Here is a 15568-nt window from a genome sequence, read left to right on the forward strand (position 1 = left end):
TCGTCGTTGATCCCGCGCTCATAACGCGGAAAGTCGGGATTCGACGCAAATTGATCTAGGTCAGTGACTTACAGTAACGCCTCAATGTCGCGTTCGATTTCCTCGGGCTTCGTCTGTGGTGCGTAGCGACGAACCACATTTCCCGCGCGGTCGATCAGGAACTTCGTGAAGTTCCACTTGATCGAGGTCGAGCCCATCAGTCCGGGCGCAGCCTTCTTGAGATGCTCGTACAAAGGATCGGCGGTCGGTCCATTGACGTCGATCTTGGCGAATACTGGAAAAGTCACGTCGTAGGTCAGCGAGCAGAAGGACGCGATTTCCTCGGCATTGCCCGGCTCCTGCGCACCAAATTGGTTGCAGGGGAAGCCAAGCACCTCGAAGCCCCGGTCCTTGTATTTGCGATAGAGCGCCTCGAGGCCCGCATATTGCGGCGTGAACCCGCATTTGCTCGCGACGTTCACGACGAGCAGCACCTTGCCCTTGTGCTCCGCGAGCGGTTCGCTTCCCCCGTTCGGCGTCTTGACGTCGTAATCCAGTGCCGTCGCCATGTTCTTCCCCGTATCGCGAACACCCGTCACCGGAGATTTGGACGCCGGTTGCGGCGGCGCGTCAAGTCATTCGCCCGATGCGATACGGTCGATCTCGTCCATCCGGTCGTCGTATACCGCTGCCACGCAGCCCGGGCTGCCGCACCGCTCGCGGCGTTGCAGGAATTCGTCGCGGGAGTCTCGCAAGATCGCGCGCGTTTCCGGGTCGCCGCTGGCGATGGCACGGTAGTAGAGCGACGCCATCGCCCGGTCGCGGGCCGCAAGCCGCTCATCGGCGCAGATCATCTGTTCGGAGCGCGAACGGGCGTAGCGGCAATTAAAGCTTGGCCGAGCCATTGCCGGCCTGGGCGGCTCGGCAGGCGCAGCCGTGCGGCGAGGCTGGACCGGCGGCGAAGGACGGGGCGGCGGCGCCGCGTCGGCCGAAGGCAGCGCGGGAGCCGGGGAGGCTTGCGCCGTTTCGATCGCGGGCACGGGCGCGGGCGTAGCGCTCGCAGCTTGCGCTCCGCCCTTCAAATCCATGGCTGCGAGCCGGTAGATGATCGGCTCCGCCCCATCGAGACTGTAGACGAGGCCGCTGCCGTCGGCAGCAGCCTGGGCCGCATATTCCACCTCGGCGGTGAGCCGGTGCTCGCCGTTGAAAGCATCTTCGGCGCCCGGCGGCAGCTCGATCACCATTCGGCCCTTGCACACAGTGACGTTCAGCGCCTCGTCGCGGCTCTTCACCACCGGATTTTCCATGCGGACCACCGTGGTCGCGGCGAGCCGATCGAGCAATGCGGTGTCTCCGCGGTGCACGTCCTTCGCCTTTTCGAACGCCAGCGCTTTTAGCCGTTCGTAGCTGGCCTGGCTGGCGCAAGCCTGCTTGATGCGTTTGTCATGCGCCTCCGCCTGCTGAGCCTTCGCTTCCTTCGTGGCCTGCGGCTCGAGTTTCTTGCAGGCAGGAGCGGCGAGCGCCGCGGCGATCAGGAGAGTGTAGCCAGGAATGCGCATGCGCCGCCAACGCGCATGCGGCCCAACCTTTCCGCTATTCGAGCCGCCCTTCGTGCAGCCGCAGCACCCGGTCCATCCGCATCGCCAGCCGTTCATTGTGGGTGGCGACAAGCGCGGCCGAGCCTTCGCCGCGGACCAGCCGCAGAAATTCCTCGAAGACCACGTCGGCGGTCGCCTCGTCGAGATTGCCCGTGGGCTCGTCGGCGAGCACCAGCGCCGGCCGATTGGCGAGCGCGCGCGCGACGGCGACACGCTGCTGTTCGCCGCCCGAAAGCTGGCTTGGCCGGTGGGACAAGCGGTGCCCGAGGCCAAGCGCGCCGAGCAGCGCCTCGGCCCGCGCCCGTGCCTCGGCCGGCTCGGCATCGCGGATCAACTGCGGCAGCACGACATTTTCTTCGGCGCTGAAGTCGGGCAGCAAATGATGGAATTGGTAAACGAAGCCGATCCGGTCGCGACGCACCTGCGTGCGCCGGTCGCTATCGACCTTCGACACTTCCTCTCCAGCGATCCGGATCGAGCCGCCAAAGCCTCCCTCCAGCAGGCCCACCGCCTGCAGCAACGTCGACTTGCCGGAACCGCTCGGCCCCAGCAGCGCGACGATCTCGCCGGGCGCAACGGTCAGGTCGACGCCGCGCAGCACCTCGATCGTCTGCCCGCCCTGGGTGAAGGAGCGGGTGAGGCCGGCGGTGGAGAGGACGTCCATCACAAATCCTCCCCGGAACGGGGAGGGGAACCGCGACGCGAAGCGGCGTGGTGGAGGGGGCCCGAGTCGGAGGGGGCGGGAAGACGGGCCCCCTCCACCAGCCTGCGGCTGGTCCCCCTCCCCGTGCCGGGGAGGATGAAGCTTCCCTCACTCATAGCGGAGCACCTGAACTGGGTCGGTGCTCGCGGCCTTGAAGGCCGGGTAGAGCGTGGCGAGGAAGCTCAGCACCAGCGCCATGATCACGATCGCGGTCACTTCGAACGGATCGGTCTTGGCGGGCAGCTCGGTCAGGAAGCGGATCGACGGGTCCCACAGATTCTGACCTGTCACATATTGCACAACGTTCACGACACCCTGCCGGTAGAAGAGGAAGATCGCGCCCAGGATCAGTCCTGCGACGATGCCGAGCGCGCCGATCGTCGTGCCGATCGTCACGAACACCTTGATCAGCCCCGCGCGGGTCGCACCCATCGTGCGCAGGATTGCAATGTCGCGGGTCTTGGCTCGCACCAGCATGATGAGCGACGACAGGATGTTGAACACGGCGACCAGCACGATGATCGACAGCACCACGAACATTGCAACGCGTTCCACCTGCAGCGCCTCGAACAGCGAGGCGTTCATCTGCCGCCAGTCGGTCACCATTCCTTGCGTGCCGACCTTGTTCACCAGCGGATGGAGGATTTCGGACACGCGGTCCGGATCGGTGGTCTGCACCGTGATCATGCCGACGGCGTCGCCCAGCATCAGCAAGGTCTGCGCGTCCTCGATCGGCATGATCACGAACGCCTTGTCGTAATCATAGACGCCGACCTCGAAGATCGCCGCCACCCGGTAGCTGACGATGCGCGGCACGGTGCCGAATGGCGTCGTCTGGCCGTCGGGGCTCAACAGGCTGATCGAGCTGCCGACGCGCGCCCCGAGCATGTCGGCCAGCCGCGAGCCGATTGCGACATTGCCGCTGCCGGGCACCAGTTCCTTGAGGCTGCCGTCCAGCACCTTGCCTTTCAGCACCGGATTGTCGCGGATGTCCTCGACCCGCATGCCGCGCGCGAGCACGCCTTCGACCCGGCCTTCAAGTGTCGCCATCAGCGGCTGCTCGATGAGCGGCGTCGCTTCGGTCACGCCCGGGGTCTTGCGCGCTTCCTCCAGCACGTCGCGCCAGCCGGTCAGCCGCCCGCCATAGCCCTGGATCACCGCATGGCCGTTCAGCCCGACAACCTTGTCGAACAGCTCGGCGCGGAAGCCGTTCATCACGCTCATCACGATGACGAGGGCGGCGACGCCCAGCGCCACCGCGACCAGGCTGATTGAGGCAACCAGCGCGATGAACGCTTCGCCCTTGCCGGGCAGCAGATAGCGTCTGGCGATCATCCGCTCGTAGCGCGACAGGATCATTTTTCTCGGAACCGGAATGAAAGAAGCCGCTCGTCTAGGGTGCTGCAGAGAGCACCGCAACTGCGGCGTGTTGCGCGGAAGCCACAGGTTCGCGCAATTTACATGAATGCAGGATAAACGTGCATGACTCTTTCGGAAAGCTGACTTAGCTTCCGGGCTTCTGAAGCGCAGGCTGTTGAAATGGCCGTGGTTCGGGGAGAGCAAACGCTCCGCAGGGCCTCTTGAAGGGGAGCAGGCCCAGGCGTTGAGAGGATGCTTTATCAAGGGGGCTGACGGCAACGTCACGCGGGTGCCCGGGTCGGAAACGATCCGGGCATTCGTCATTTTGGGGCTGGGGAGGGTCCGATGATCATCGTCGAAGGCCAGGCGCGACTCGCGGCCGGCGAGCTGGAGCGGCTGAAAGACGCGATGCGCGCGCAGGTCGAGGCCAGCCGCGCGGAGCCGGGTTGCCTCGAATACAGCTACTCCGCCGACGTGTTGGACCCGGACGTCATGCGAATCATCGAGAAATGGGAAAGCCAGGAGGCGCTGGAGAGGCACTTCAAGGCGCCGCACATGGCGGTCTTCAATGCCGCATTCCGCGCCGCGACCGTGCTGTCGATCAAGGTTGACGCCTGGTCCGCCGAGCACAGCCGCACTCTGCTCGGCGGGTAATGCTTGCCTTCGCGGGGCTTCGGACATAAGTCGCCGCCTCCGGGCACCCAGCGATGGGACCCACGGTCGGGGCGTAGCGCAGCCTGGTAGCGCATCACACTGGGGGTGTGGGGGTCGCTGGTTCGAATCCAGTCGCCCCGACCAACATTGGCTTGTCGATGAATGCCTGGCCCGGAATGGGCATTCCTTGAGACCCGATCAGCCGGGTTCACAGGTTAGGTCGACAAGTCGACGTTACCTTCTTTGACTCGCTGTTCGAGCGTTGGCGCTCCGCCCGGCTGCCACATCATCGCCCGATGCGAGACGCGGTAGCGCAACGGGCCTCCGTCCGGCGTGGTGGCACGCGCGATCGGGCGGGCGATGCAGACGAACTCTGTCTCGATCGCACCCGGTCCGGCGCTGACCACCGTATAGCCGTGCCCCGCCATGTCGACGAACGCGAGATGGGGGGCAACGTCGGGATTGGTCAGCGCGCGTGCTCGCGCGATGTCGCCGCTCGATGCGTATTCCAGCGCCGCGCGCACGCCCCGCTTGATGGTCAGGTTGATGGTGTGTTCGGGCGCGGCCCCCGCTGTCTTGCGGACGAACAGCGGCAGCATCGGGGACGGCTTCATATATTCCGCGGCCTCGCCGAGGCCGGGTGCCGAAATAGAACCGGTGATGAAGCTCAAGCCCACCGGATGGAACCCGTCGGGCGGCAAGCGCGGCGCGGCATAGCCCGCCCAGAAGCTGTGACGATCGCCCGAGACAGTGACGAACCCCGGGATCTTGTGATCGCGAACGGTGTCATAGATTTCTGCGCGCTCGGCGAACGCGCCGCTGAAATCGCCGCTGCCGAACGTGCCGTAATCCTTGCCCATCCATGGAGTCTTGGCCAGCCCGGCGGGCAGGTTCTGCGGATCGGTGCGCATGTCGAGCGGGCCGTTGGTCACCCCCCAAATCTTCCAGGTCGCGGTCGACTTGATCAGCCGATCCTTGAGCCATGCCTTCTGCTCGCGGCCAAGCACTGTGAAAGCGGGCTCATCCTTGCGAAAATTGGGGATGGTCTTGTCGCCGATCGCGATCGTCGCCGGGGCTTGCCGCCTAAATAGTCCCTGCCGCCGTCGACGATCTCCATCCATTCTTGCGGCAGGACTGGATATTCTCCCGAATCGAGCGCCGCCGCTTCGGCCCGATCCGTCGGGTCCGCCGCCTTGTAGCTGTGATGGTCGGTCAGGATCAGATCGACGTGCTTACCGTACCGCATCGCGCGATAGGCAGTCATGCTGCCGACCGCCGCGCGGTTGTTGGGCTCGGTGCCGAAGCCGTGATCGTCGAACGTCTCGATCGGCGCCTTTGCCACCGCGGGCGGCCGGAACTGCTCCAGCCCGGCGCCCGACGCCTTGCGAACGCGCGATGGGATATATTCCCACCACGCCTGGTTGGCGGCGACTCGCAGCGGCTGGGCGGGCTCGACCTTGCTGCCGGGATATTTGATGAAGCTCTGCCAGCCCCGCCACGAAAATTCGTGGTTGTCGCCGATGCACACGAACGGAAAATGCGCGCGGGCATCCTGGATATCGGGATCGTCGATATGAGCGCGATAGACGTGCCGATAGCCGGCGAGGTTGGTGGGCACGTGGAAGTTGGCCACTTTCCGCGCGTCCGGCACACGGCCAAGGTCATAGACCGTGCGCGCGTAACGGTGCGGCACTTCGTTGGGGTATTCGACGACCTCATAGATGAAGTCGCCCAGGTGGAGCACGAAGGCGAGCCGCTGGTCGGCGGAGGCGCGCTCGTCTTCCCAGATCATTCGCCGATACGCGTTCTGCGCCCCCTCGTTGACGCTCTGGCACGAGACGAAGGCGAAGCGCACCGGGCGCGGATCGCTGGCGCTGGGCGCAGTGATGGTCCGGCCGACACGGCTGCCGCGGCCCTCATCGTCCGTGAATCGGTACCAATAAACTGTCGCCGGCGCTAAGCCGCCGACCAACGCGCGGCACGTCCAGTCCGCCGCAGCCAGCACGGGCACGCGGGTGCTCGCGATCACGCTGCTGAAGTCGGCATCGCGTGAAACTTCGAGCGTCAGGTCATGACGCGCCCCGGCCTCAAAGGGGCGCCGTGTCCACAGGATCACGCTGCGATCGTCGGGGTCGCCAGACGCGACGCCTTGCGGATAGGCCGCGCGATCCTCACGCCAGGCGACGCGCGATGCTGCTGCCCGTGAAGGCCTCGCCCAAATCGCAACCGCGCCGAACGCGGCTGCACTTGCCAGGAAATCGCGCCGGTTCATTACCGCCCCTTCCTTTTTCGTTTCGTCCCGCGCCGGCGAACGAACGTCAAGCGGTTCGAGACGGCGTCTCGCAAGGTATTTGCCTGATGAAACAGGCCTAGCGCGCCTTCAGGCGCTGCCCCTCGAGGAGAATCAGCGCCGCGATCCCGGCCCCAGCCGCCATTGCGGCGGCCACCAAGCTTGCGATGCTTGCCGCTTTGACCAACGCGTCACCGCTCTGGCTGAGCACCGCACCCAGCAATGCGGTCGCGAGCAGGCCGCCGGTCCGGGCGAGCGCGCTGTTGGCGCCGTTCGCCGTGCCGACATGCTGCGAATCGACCGACGCCATCACCGCCGTCGTCAGCGGCGCGACGGCGCCCGCCATGCCGATCGCGATGATCAGCAGCGGCGGCAGGATGCTGGTCCAGTAGCTCGCCGCCGGGTCCATTCGGCTGCCGAGCGCGAAACCCGCCGCGACGATCAATGGCCCGATGGTGAGCGGCCAGCGCGGACCGATCCGCGTCGCCACTTGCCCCATGAACCGCGATGCCGTTGCGAGGAGAATGGGGAGCGGCAGCAACGCAGCGCCGGCCTGCGTCGCCGAATAATGCCCCGCCTCGATCAGCATGAACGGCACCACCACGAACAGGCCCCCGAGCGCGCCGTAGAGCAGCAGGGTCAGGATCGACAGGCCGATGAAGCTGGAGGTTGCGAACAGGGCGAGCGGCATCATCGCCCTGTTCTTGCGCTTGCGTTCGACTGCCACGAACAAGCCGAGCGCCACGAGGCCGCCCGCGATCACTGGAACGCCGCCCGCGACCTTCAGATGGCCGGAAAGCACAGTCAGTCCCCAGGTCAGCCCGGCCAGTCCCGCCGTCGCGAGGCCGGCGCCGAGCCAGTCGAGCGCGCCGGTGTCGCCGTTCCGCTTATCGGGCACATACCGAGCGCCGAGCCAGAGCGCGCCGGCGGCGAGCGGCAGATTGATGAGGAAGATAGCGCGCCAGCTCACCCAGTCGACCAGCGCCCCGCCGACGAGCGGCCCGATCGCGCCTGCCGCTGCGCCGGCCGCCGCCCAGGTTCCGATTGCCCGGCCGCGCGCATCGCCTTCGAATGAGGAGCCGAGGATCGCGAGGCTGTTGGGCATCAGCAGCGCCGAGCTCGCACCCTGGATCACGCGCCCGGCGATCAGCCAGCCGAGGCTCTGCGCCACGGCGCACAGGGTCGAGGCCGCGGCGAAAACCGCGACGCCGGCCAGGAACATCCGCCGCCGGCCGAACCGGTCCCCCGCCGCGCCGCCCAGCAGCAACAGGGCGGACAGCGGCAGCAAATAGGCATTCACCACCCATTGCATCGCGGCCGCTCCGGCGCCCAGGCTTCGCCCCATGGTCGGCAGCGCGACGTTGACCACCGATCCGTCGACAAAGGCGAGGCTGGACGCGAAGATCGTGGCGGTAAGAACGGCCGTTGCATGCGGCGTCTCGACGCCCTGCCGGCCCTCGGCTTGGGCTTTCTCGCACGGGGCCGGGATCGCCTGCGCCATGCCGGGCGCTTAGCATGGATAGAAAGCGGGGATAACCGCCCTCCCAGCCTTCCCCGAATCGGACGCGCTCCCCATACAGGGGCCATGCCTCACGCGCCGTTCGTGCCTCTCCGCATCTTTTCCGCTTACACGATGCTGGAAGGCGCGATCGATCCCAAGGACATCGTCAAGCTCGCGAAACGCCACGGCTTTCCGGCGGCGGCGCTGACCGACCGCAACGGGCTCTACGCCGCAATGGCGTTCTCCGAAGCGGCGATGAAGGCGGGTATTCAGCCGGTGATCGGCACCTTGCTGTGCGTCGCGCGGCCGGTGCGTGGCGATGTGCCGCCCGCGCTCGACTGGCTCGCGCTCTATGCGCAGGACGAGACCGGGTACCGCAATCTGTGCGAGCTGGTGTCGGCGGCGCACCTTGACCGGCCGATCGAGCAGGACCCGCATGTGCCGATCGAAGCGCTTGCGGGGAAGACCGATGGCCTGCTGTGCCTGACGGCAGGGGCGGAAGGCGCGCTCGCCCGGCTGTTCGCCGAGGAGCAGGCGGCGGCGGCGATCGACTATGTCGATCGGCTGGAGCGGCTGTTCCCCGGCTGCCTCTATATCGAGCTGTCGCGCCGCATGAACGAGACCGAGGCGCGTGCCGAAAAGCACCTGATCGACCTCGCCTATGCGCACGAGCTGCCATTGGTCGCGACCAATCCGGCCAGCTTCGGCGACGCGCATTTCCATGCCGCGCACGACGCAATGTTGTGTATCGCCGACAGCGCCTATCTCGATAGCGACGACCGCCGCAAAAGCTCGCCCGACGCATGGCTGAAGCCGCTCCCTGAAATGCAGGAGCTGTTCGCCGACCTGCCCGAAGCGCTCGCCAACACCGTCGTCGTCGCCCAGCGCTGCGCGGTCGCGGCGCCCAAGCGCAAGCCGATCCTCCCCAGCCTCGCCGGCGACCGCGAAGGCGAAGCGGCGAAGCTGCGCGAGGATGCGCGGGCGGGACTGATTCAGCGGCTGCGGAAGATCGAGGCCCACTCCAACCCGTCCATCCCGAGCGAAGTCGAGGAACGCACCGATTCGGTCCAAGGGGAAGTGCGTGCCTCGACTTCGCTCGGCATGGACGCTCTACGGCAGAAATACCCTGAATATTTCACGCGCCTGGAGTTCGAGCTCGATGTCATCATCCAGATGGGCTTTCCGGGCTATTTCCTGATCGTCGCCGACTTCATCAAGTGGGCGAAGGCGAACGACATTCCGGTCGGGCCGGGCCGCGGTTCGGGCGCGGGTTCGGTGGTCGCGTGGGCGCTCACCATCACCGATCTCGACCCGATCAAGCTCGGCCTGCTGTTCGAACGCTTCCTGAACCCGGAACGCGTGTCGATGCCGGATTTCGACATCGACTTCTGCGAAACCCATCGCGACAAGGTCATCCGCTACGTCCAGGGCAAATACGGCCGCGATCAGGTCGCCCAGATCATCACGTTCGGGCGGCTGAAGGCGCGCGCGGTGCTGAAAGACACCGGTCGCGTGCTGCAGATGAGCTATGGCCAGGTCGACCGGCTGGCCAAGCTTGTCCCCAACCACCCGACCGATCCCTGGACGCTGGAACGCGCGATCAACGGCGTGTCCGAGCTGGCCGCCGAGTACAAGAACGACCGCGAGGTCAAGCGGCTGCTCGATCTGGCGATGAAGCTGGAAGGCTTTCCGCGCCACAGCTCGACCCACGCGGCGGGCGTCGTGATCGGCGACCGCCCGTTGGCCGAGCTGATTCCGATGTATCGCGACCCGCGTTCGGACATGCCGGTCACCCAGTTCGACATGAAATATGTCGAAGGCGCGGGGCTCGTGAAGTTCGACTTCCTGGGCCTCAAGACGCTGTCGGTGCTGAAGAAGGCCGTCGAAATGCTCGCCAAGCGCGGCATTACGGTCGATCTCGACGCGCTCGAATGGGATGACGAGGCGGTCTATGCCCTGCTCCAGCGCGGCGAAACGGTCGGCGTGTTCCAGTTGGAATCGGAAGGCATGCGCCGCACGCTGGCGGCGGTGAAGCCGACCAATTTCGGCGACATCATCGCGCTCGTCTCGCTCTATCGCCCCGGCCCGATGGACAACATCCCGCTGTTCGGCGACCGCAAGAACGGGCGGGCCGAAGTCGCTTATCCGCATCCGCTGCTCGAAACCATTCTTGCCGAAACCTACGGCATCTTCGTCTATCAGGAACAGGTGATGCAGGCGGCGCAGGTGCTCGCCGGCTACAGCCTTGGCGGCGCCGACCTGCTGCGCCGCGCGATGGGCAAGAAGATCAAGGCGGAGATGGACGCGCAGCGCGCGATCTTTGTCGAGGGCTGCGAAAAGGTGAACGGCATCCCGGCCGACAAGGCCAATGAGCTGTTCGACTTGATCGACAAATTCGCCGGCTACGGCTTCAACAAGTCGCACGCCGCCGCCTATGCGCTGCTCGCCTATCAGACTGCCTGGCTGAAGGCGCACTATCCGCACGAATTCTACGCCGCCTCGATGTGCTTCGATATGGCGCAGACCGATAAGCTTTGCGTGTTCGTGGACGACATGCGCCGGCTGGACGTCGCCGTGCTGGCGCCGGATGTGAACGCGTCCGAGGCGGAGTTCGCGGTGCAGACGGCAGGCGAGGGGCTGGCCGTCCGCTACGCGCTCGGCGCGCTCAAGAATGTCGGCGAGCGGGCGATGGAACTGCTGGTCGCGGAGCGTGCCAATGGTCCGTTCAAGAGCCTCGACGATTTCGCGCACCGTGTGGACCCCAAGCTCCTGAACCGTCGCCAGATGGAAAGCCTGGCCGGATCGGGCGCGTTCGATTCGGTCGAGCCGGAGCGGGCGGGGGTGTTCGCGGTCGCCGAGACGATGCTCGCGGTCGCCGCGCGGGCGGAGGACCAGCGGACGAGCGGGCAGGGCGGCCTGTTCGGCATGGCGGAAGCGAGCGGTCCGACGGTCAAGGTGCCGCCCAGCGCGCACTGGTCGCTCGCCGAGCGCATGGCGCAGGAAAAGGAAGCGTTCGGCTTCTATTTCTCCGCTCACCCGATCGACCGCTACCGCCATCTCGCCGATGCGCATGGCGCCAAGACCTATGGTGCGCTGTGCAGCGCCAATATCGGCGAGGAGCGCGTGCCCGGGACGATGGCGGGACTGGTCGAGGATGTGCGCTGGCGCACGTCCGCTAAGGGCCGGCGTTATCTCCTCGCGACCTGTTCGGACTCTTCAGGCCAGTTCATCGCGAGCTGCTTCGACGATGTTGCGGCGAAGGACCTGGAGGATGCAGCGCGCGCCGGCGATTGCGGGCTGCTGTCGGTCGAGCTCGACAAGCGCGCCGGCGAGGAAACGCCACGCGTCACGATCCGCGGCATCCGCCCGTTCGAAGGCCTTTCGACGAACACGCGGCTGGTGTGCGAAGTCGAGCTGAATGATGCCGGCGCGGTTGCGGCGCTAAGAGCCCTGGTCGATCCGGCGCGCGGCGGCCGCGGCGAATTGCGGTTGATCGCGAAGACCGCGGCGGGCGAAGCCGATGTCCGCCTCGGCCGCGACTTCCGTCTCGACGCGGAACTTTCCGCACGCATCGAGCGGCTGCCCGGTGTGGTGCGCGTGTCGCTGAAGGCGGCGGAGCTGCCGAGACTGGCCCTGGTGGGTTAAACCCTCTCCCCGCTGGGGAGACGGACGGCCGCATAGCGGCCAGGGAGAGGGGCCGTCACCCTGCGTGCCGCGACTCTGCCCCTCTCCCGGCCTTGCTTCGCTCCGCCACCCTCTCCCCAACGGGGAGAGGGGCGATCAGCCCAGCGTCCATCCACACTTGTTGTTCAGCTGGTTCTTCTTGTCCCAGCAGCGATTGTCGAACGGCGGCAAGATGGGCGTGTAGGGCGGGATCCAGAAGACGAATTGCTGCTCGCCGGCCAGCATCAGGCTTTTGCGCAGCTCGCCCATCCGTTGTTCGGCAACGCGGTAGAGCTGCCCCTTGGGCGTGAAGATCGCCTCGGCGCCGACGGCGCTCGCCGTCTCGCAGAACGTGTATTGGCCAAGCACGGTCGAGAAGCTCGAATAGGTGCGGGTGCCATACTGGTCGAGCTTGGTCTGGCCGTTCTTCTTGTCGGTGCGTTTGAAGTAATTGCTGAGCACCTGATAGGCTTTGGCCAGCTCGTCCCGGTGGTTATCGAGCAGCGCGTTATATTGATCGCGGGTCAGCAGCGTCGGCTCGAACTGGCATTGCAGCGCGGCCACGTTGAGGCCGGAGCGCAGATTCCACACCAGCGCGGCCCGGAGCTCTTCCGGCGTCGCGCCGGCTAGGCCGCTGGTCAGCACGCCGGGCTCGGCGCCTGTCACCGGCTGGCTGCGCAGATCCGGCGATTTCCAGAAAAAAGCGGCGGAGGCAGGCCCGGACAGAAGTGCGGAAACAGCAAAGCTTGCCAAAAGCGAAAGTCGTACTGGCATCGAAACGAAAACTCCGGAGCTGCCCTAAGCTAGCGGCAATTCCCGTCGGCACAAACAATTTGCGCGGTTCAAATCGTCGCGAAGTTGGCTCAGCCTATCGCCAAAGAAAAAGGGCCGCCCGGTCGCCCGGACGGCCCTTTCGAACAGTGAAACCGCAGCGCTTACTTGGCAGCGGCGTTGTTCATCGCGTTCGACGCATTGTTCATGGCGTTCGCCGCGTTCTCGGTCGAGTTCATGGCGTTCATGTCGCCCGCCATGTTACCGGTGCCGTTCGCCGCGTCGACAGCAGTCATGTTGTCGGTCGTGGTGTTGGTATCGGTGGTGTTCATCTCGGTGACGTTCGCCGTCTCCGTGTTGTTCGCCGATTCCTTGCTGCCGCAAGCCGAAACCATCAGAGCAGCTCCGGCGATCATCGAGCCGGTCAGAACTTTCGTGAGAAGGTCACGCATTCGAAACTCCCTTATATTAGTGATTTGGCCGGCTCGGTGGCCCTCCGTTAGCCAAATCAGCCCCGTTCTTAGACACAAAAGCTTCGCCCCTCAAGAGTTCTTCTTTCCGCCCTCCTCCGAGGGCTTCGAGGAACCCTGGAAAAGCCGTCCAGAGCGCGCTGTCCAGCGCCTCAAGCGGCACTTTGTTCCCGATCGAGGCCATGCTCGCGACCGGAAATTCGCTCAAACCACAAGGTACTATGCCGGTAAAGTGATCCAGATCAGGATCGACGTTCACCGAAAAGCCATGCAACGTGACCCAGCGCCGCACGCGCACGCCGATCGCCCCGATCTTCGCTTCTCCCGCGGGCGTGTCAACCCAGATGCCGATCCGCCCGTCGACTGCGCGGGCGGCGACGCCGAGTTGGCCCAGCGCCCCGATTACCCATCGCTCGAGCTCATGGACGAAGCAGCGGATGTCGCGCCCCCGCCGGTCGAGGTCGAGCTGGACATAGCCGACCCGCTGCCCGGGCCCGTGATAGGTGTAGCGGCCGCCGCGCCCGCTCTTGTGCACCGGAAAGCGTGGGTCGAGCAACTCGGCCGTGTCGGCGCTGGTGCCGGCGGTGTAGAGCGGCGCGTGCTCCAGCAGCCAGATGCGCTCGGGCGCAGCCCCGGCCCGGATCGCTTCGGCCCGCGCCTCCATGTCGGCGGCCGCCGCCTGATAGTCGGTGAGGCCGGGCGAGACCTGCCATTCGATATCGTCGATCATTGCCGCGTCTATTGTCATTCGCCGCGCTCGCTTCAACCGGATCAGCGGCTATAAGCGCCGGCGATGGAGCACAGACCCCCGAATTTCGACGCCAGCCGCGCCTGGAGCGATGCCATGGCGCTGCTTAACGGCCAGCGCGAGATCGTGCTGACTGTCGCCGGCTTTTTCATGCTGCTGCCGCCTTTGCTCCTGAACACGCTGCATCCGTTCACGCCGAGCGGACAGAGCGGGACCTGGCTGCGCGAAGTCGGCGTGTGGACCGAAGCGAATTTCCTGTGGATCCTGCTGGTCGCGCTGATGGCGTCGCTTGGGCGGCTGACGCTGCTGATTCTGCTGCTTGGCCCGGAACGGCCTTCGGTGGGCGAGGCACTGAGGGCCGGCGTGCGGCTGCTGCCGCTGTTCGCCGTGATGGACCTGCTGATCGGCTTCATGTGGCTGGGCGGCCTGATGCTGTTCGTCATTCCCTGGCTCTATCTGGCTGGGCGCACCTTTCTCGCCGAAGCTGCATTCGTCGCGCGGCGAGTGCATGGGCCCGTCGCCGGGATCGCGGCCGGGTTCGAGGCGACGCGCCGCAACGGCTGGCGTCTGTTCTTCATCATTGCGGTGATTTACCTCGCCGGCACGATCCTGATCGGCGCGATCGGATCGGTCGTTGGCGTCTTCGGCGCGCTGTTCGGCGGCGCCGGTCTCAACCTCTTCCTGAACGCCTTTGTCGATGCGGCCGGCGGCGCGGGAATCTCGATGCTGTTGCTGCTGGTCGCGGTCGCGGCCTGGCGGCAGCTCGGCTCAGCCGAGCACGCCTAGCGCCAGCAGCATCGCCAGGAAGGCGAGCAGCGTCATCCCGCAAAAGACGATGAGCGCAATGGTGCGCAGGATCGCGCGGAACGGCCTGGTGCCATAGGCGCCGCGGAGCTGGCGGTAGATGTGCAGCGGCGGGATGATCATCGCCGCCGGCGCGATCACGTTGCTGCTGACGCCCACCGTCCCGAGCAGGGTCAGCACGATCACCATCAGCGACATGAACGACAGCGAATAGGTGACGAACACCGCATGGTCGTACAGCTTGTACTGGGGCCGCCACGCGTAGAGCAGCCACAGGAACGGCACCGACAGCGGGATCAGCGCCCAGCTATATTTGTAGGCGCTCGACTGGATTTTATAGAGTGTGAGGTTCGGGTTCTCGTTCGCATGCCGCAGCCCTGCGTCGAGCCGCGGCCAGCCGGTCTTCAGATTGGTGTCCCGGCCCGGCTTCCAGACCGTGATCTCGTTCAGGCCGTTGATGTCCTCGCGGGCCTTCTCAATCTTCTGGGTAAGTGCTTCCTTCGCTTCCGGCGTCGTGGCCGCAGCCCTTGCGGCGATCAGGCGCGCGAGCTCGGCCTTGGCTCGCGGCATTTGCGCGCGCGCGATCGCCTGCGCCGCTTCGGTCGGCGGCTTGTTTTCCGGCACCTCGAAATGCGCGCCGATCGCGCTGAACAGCGCGAACATCAGGAACACGGAGAACAGGAACAGCGCCATCGGCGAGACGAAGCGGGCGCGCTCGCCATGAATGAAGCGGCGAGTCAGGTCGCCCGGTCGCCAGACAAGCATCGGGAGCGTGTTCCAGACCTGGCCTTCGAAGTGGAACACCCCGTGCGCCAGGTCGTGCCAGATCGCCGAAAGCGAGCGATGGATGTGCTCGGGCTGGCCGCAGCGGTGGCAATAGTCGCCGACCAGTGCCGTGCCGCAATTGAGGCACAGCGCATGCGCCTCGCTGTGTTCGTGCCGTTCCCCGCTCGTCCGCTCGATCGCGCCCGCCATCAGCGCGCCGGTCACGAACTCCCCCGTCGCTTCGATCCCCGTCATAGGCCGAG

The 15568-nt window shown here is 65.9% G+C and carries 14 protein-coding genes and 1 tRNA gene; 4 read left to right on the forward strand and 11 right to left on the reverse strand.

Going from position 1 to position 15568, the window contains the following annotated elements; all coding sequences use genetic code 11:
- Positions 1–68: 68 nt before the first annotated feature.
- From ACFSCW_RS14355 to ACFSCW_RS14370, 4 genes are all read right to left on the reverse strand, one after another.
- The gene (locus ACFSCW_RS14355) at positions 69–548 is read right to left on the reverse strand and encodes a glutathione peroxidase (protein WP_380891279.1); all 480 of its coding nucleotides are present in this window, start codon (positions 546–548) and stop codon (positions 69–71) included.
- 66 nt (positions 549–614) lie between these two features.
- Positions 615–1538: a lysozyme inhibitor LprI family protein gene (locus ACFSCW_RS14360; protein WP_380890616.1), complete on the reverse strand. Its 924-nt coding sequence runs from the start codon at positions 1536–1538 to the stop codon at positions 615–617.
- 34 nt (positions 1539–1572) lie between these two features.
- Positions 1573–2241: an ABC transporter ATP-binding protein gene (locus ACFSCW_RS14365; protein ID WP_380890617.1), complete on the reverse strand. Its 669-nt coding sequence runs from the start codon at positions 2239–2241 to the stop codon at positions 1573–1575.
- Between the two features lie 147 nt (positions 2242–2388).
- Entirely contained in the window at positions 2389–3639 is a 1251-nt protein-coding gene (locus ACFSCW_RS14370) for a lipoprotein-releasing ABC transporter permease subunit (protein WP_380890619.1), read from the reverse strand.
- A 345-nt stretch (positions 3640–3984) separates the two neighbouring features.
- Here ACFSCW_RS14370 and ACFSCW_RS14375 point away from each other — a divergent pair, with 345 nt between their 5' ends.
- The gene (locus tag ACFSCW_RS14375) at positions 3985–4293 is read left to right on the forward strand and encodes a putative quinol monooxygenase (RefSeq protein WP_380890621.1); all 309 of its coding nucleotides are present in this window, start codon (positions 3985–3987) and stop codon (positions 4291–4293) included.
- A gap of 67 nt (positions 4294–4360) precedes the next feature.
- Positions 4361–4437 (forward strand) — tRNA-Pro (locus ACFSCW_RS14380).
- A gap of 71 nt (positions 4438–4508) precedes the next feature.
- Here the strand turns inward: ACFSCW_RS14380 and ACFSCW_RS14385 are convergent.
- The 3 genes from ACFSCW_RS14385 to ACFSCW_RS14395 form a co-directional block, all read right to left on the reverse strand.
- Complete coding sequence (locus ACFSCW_RS14385; protein ID WP_380890623.1) at positions 4509–5300, reverse strand: alkaline phosphatase D family protein; 792 nt, start codon at positions 5298–5300, stop codon at positions 4509–4511.
- Positions 5258–6565, reverse strand: a complete 1308-nt coding sequence (locus tag ACFSCW_RS14390; protein ID WP_380890625.1) for an alkaline phosphatase D family protein — start codon at positions 6563–6565, stop codon at positions 5258–5260. The genes ACFSCW_RS14385 and ACFSCW_RS14390 overlap by 43 nt, the downstream gene beginning before the upstream one ends.
- 97 nt (positions 6566–6662) lie before the next feature.
- Positions 6663–8084 (reverse strand): MFS transporter, encoded by a 1422-nt coding sequence (locus tag ACFSCW_RS14395; protein ID WP_380890628.1) that lies wholly within the window; start codon positions 8082–8084, stop codon positions 6663–6665.
- An 84-nt stretch (positions 8085–8168) separates the two neighbouring features.
- Between ACFSCW_RS14395 and dnaE the strand changes: the two genes are divergently transcribed.
- Positions 8169–11729, forward strand: a complete 3561-nt coding sequence (dnaE, locus tag ACFSCW_RS14400) for a DNA polymerase III subunit alpha (protein WP_380890630.1) — start codon at positions 8169–8171, stop codon at positions 11727–11729.
- Between the two features lie 135 nt (positions 11730–11864).
- On the opposite strand, the gene ACFSCW_RS14405 is transcribed toward dnaE, so the two are convergent.
- From ACFSCW_RS14405 to lipB, 3 genes are all read right to left on the reverse strand, one after another.
- Positions 11865–12521, reverse strand: coding sequence for a hypothetical protein (locus ACFSCW_RS14405; RefSeq protein ID WP_380890632.1), 657 nt, complete (start codon positions 12519–12521; stop codon positions 11865–11867).
- Positions 12522–12682: 161 nt separating this feature from the next.
- Positions 12683–12970, reverse strand: coding sequence for a hypothetical protein (locus ACFSCW_RS14410; protein WP_380890634.1), 288 nt, complete (start codon positions 12968–12970; stop codon positions 12683–12685).
- 16 nt (positions 12971–12986) lie between these two features.
- A complete protein-coding gene (lipB, locus tag ACFSCW_RS14415; RefSeq protein WP_380890636.1) occupies positions 12987–13718 on the reverse strand; it encodes a lipoyl(octanoyl) transferase LipB in 732 nt (243 codons plus the stop codon).
- Between the two features lie 63 nt (positions 13719–13781).
- On the opposite strand from lipB, the gene ACFSCW_RS14420 reads away from it, so the two are divergent.
- A complete protein-coding gene (locus tag ACFSCW_RS14420; protein ID WP_380890639.1) occupies positions 13782–14522 on the forward strand; it encodes a hypothetical protein in 741 nt (246 codons plus the stop codon).
- On the opposite strand, the gene ACFSCW_RS14425 is transcribed toward ACFSCW_RS14420, so the two are convergent.
- Positions 14505–15560, reverse strand: coding sequence for a DUF3667 domain-containing protein (locus ACFSCW_RS14425; protein ID WP_380890640.1), 1056 nt, complete (start codon positions 15558–15560; stop codon positions 14505–14507). The genes ACFSCW_RS14420 and ACFSCW_RS14425 overlap by 18 nt on opposite strands.
- Between the last annotated feature and the right edge of the window lie 8 nt (positions 15561–15568).

It is taken from the genome of Sphingomonas tabacisoli (assembly GCF_042678385.1).
Taxonomy (GTDB): domain Bacteria; phylum Pseudomonadota; class Alphaproteobacteria; order Sphingomonadales; family Sphingomonadaceae; genus Sphingomonas_B; species Sphingomonas_B tabacisoli.

Coding starts and splice junctions, on each gene's coding strand:
- ACFSCW_RS14355 (WP_380891279.1), bottom strand. CDS start 548: ATGGCGACGGCACTGGATTACGACGTCAAGACGCCGAACGGGGGAAGC.
- ACFSCW_RS14360 (WP_380890616.1), bottom strand. CDS start 1,538: ATGCGCATTCCTGGCTACACTCTCCTGATCGCCGCGGCGCTCGCCGCT.
- ACFSCW_RS14365 (WP_380890617.1), bottom strand. CDS start 2,241: ATGGACGTCCTCTCCACCGCCGGCCTCACCCGCTCCTTCACCCAGGGC.
- ACFSCW_RS14370 (WP_380890619.1), bottom strand. CDS start 3,639: ATGATCCTGTCGCGCTACGAGCGGATGATCGCCAGACGCTATCTGCTG.
- ACFSCW_RS14375 (WP_380890621.1), top strand. CDS start 3,985: ATGATCATCGTCGAAGGCCAGGCGCGACTCGCGGCCGGCGAGCTGGAG.
- ACFSCW_RS14390 (WP_380890625.1), bottom strand. CDS start 6,565: ATGAACCGGCGCGATTTCCTGGCAAGTGCAGCCGCGTTCGGCGCGGTT.
- ACFSCW_RS14395 (WP_380890628.1), bottom strand. CDS start 8,084: ATGGCGCAGGCGATCCCGGCCCCGTGCGAGAAAGCCCAAGCCGAGGGC.
- dnaE (WP_380890630.1), top strand. CDS start 8,169: ATGCCTCACGCGCCGTTCGTGCCTCTCCGCATCTTTTCCGCTTACACG.
- ACFSCW_RS14405 (WP_380890632.1), bottom strand. CDS start 12,521: ATGCCAGTACGACTTTCGCTTTTGGCAAGCTTTGCTGTTTCCGCACTT.
- ACFSCW_RS14410 (WP_380890634.1), bottom strand. CDS start 12,970: ATGCGTGACCTTCTCACGAAAGTTCTGACCGGCTCGATGATCGCCGGA.
- lipB (WP_380890636.1), bottom strand. CDS start 13,718: ATGATCGACGATATCGAATGGCAGGTCTCGCCCGGCCTCACCGACTAT.
- ACFSCW_RS14420 (WP_380890639.1), top strand. CDS start 13,782: ATGGAGCACAGACCCCCGAATTTCGACGCCAGCCGCGCCTGGAGCGAT.
- ACFSCW_RS14425 (WP_380890640.1), bottom strand. CDS start 15,560: ATGACGGGGATCGAAGCGACGGGGGAGTTCGTGACCGGCGCGCTGATG.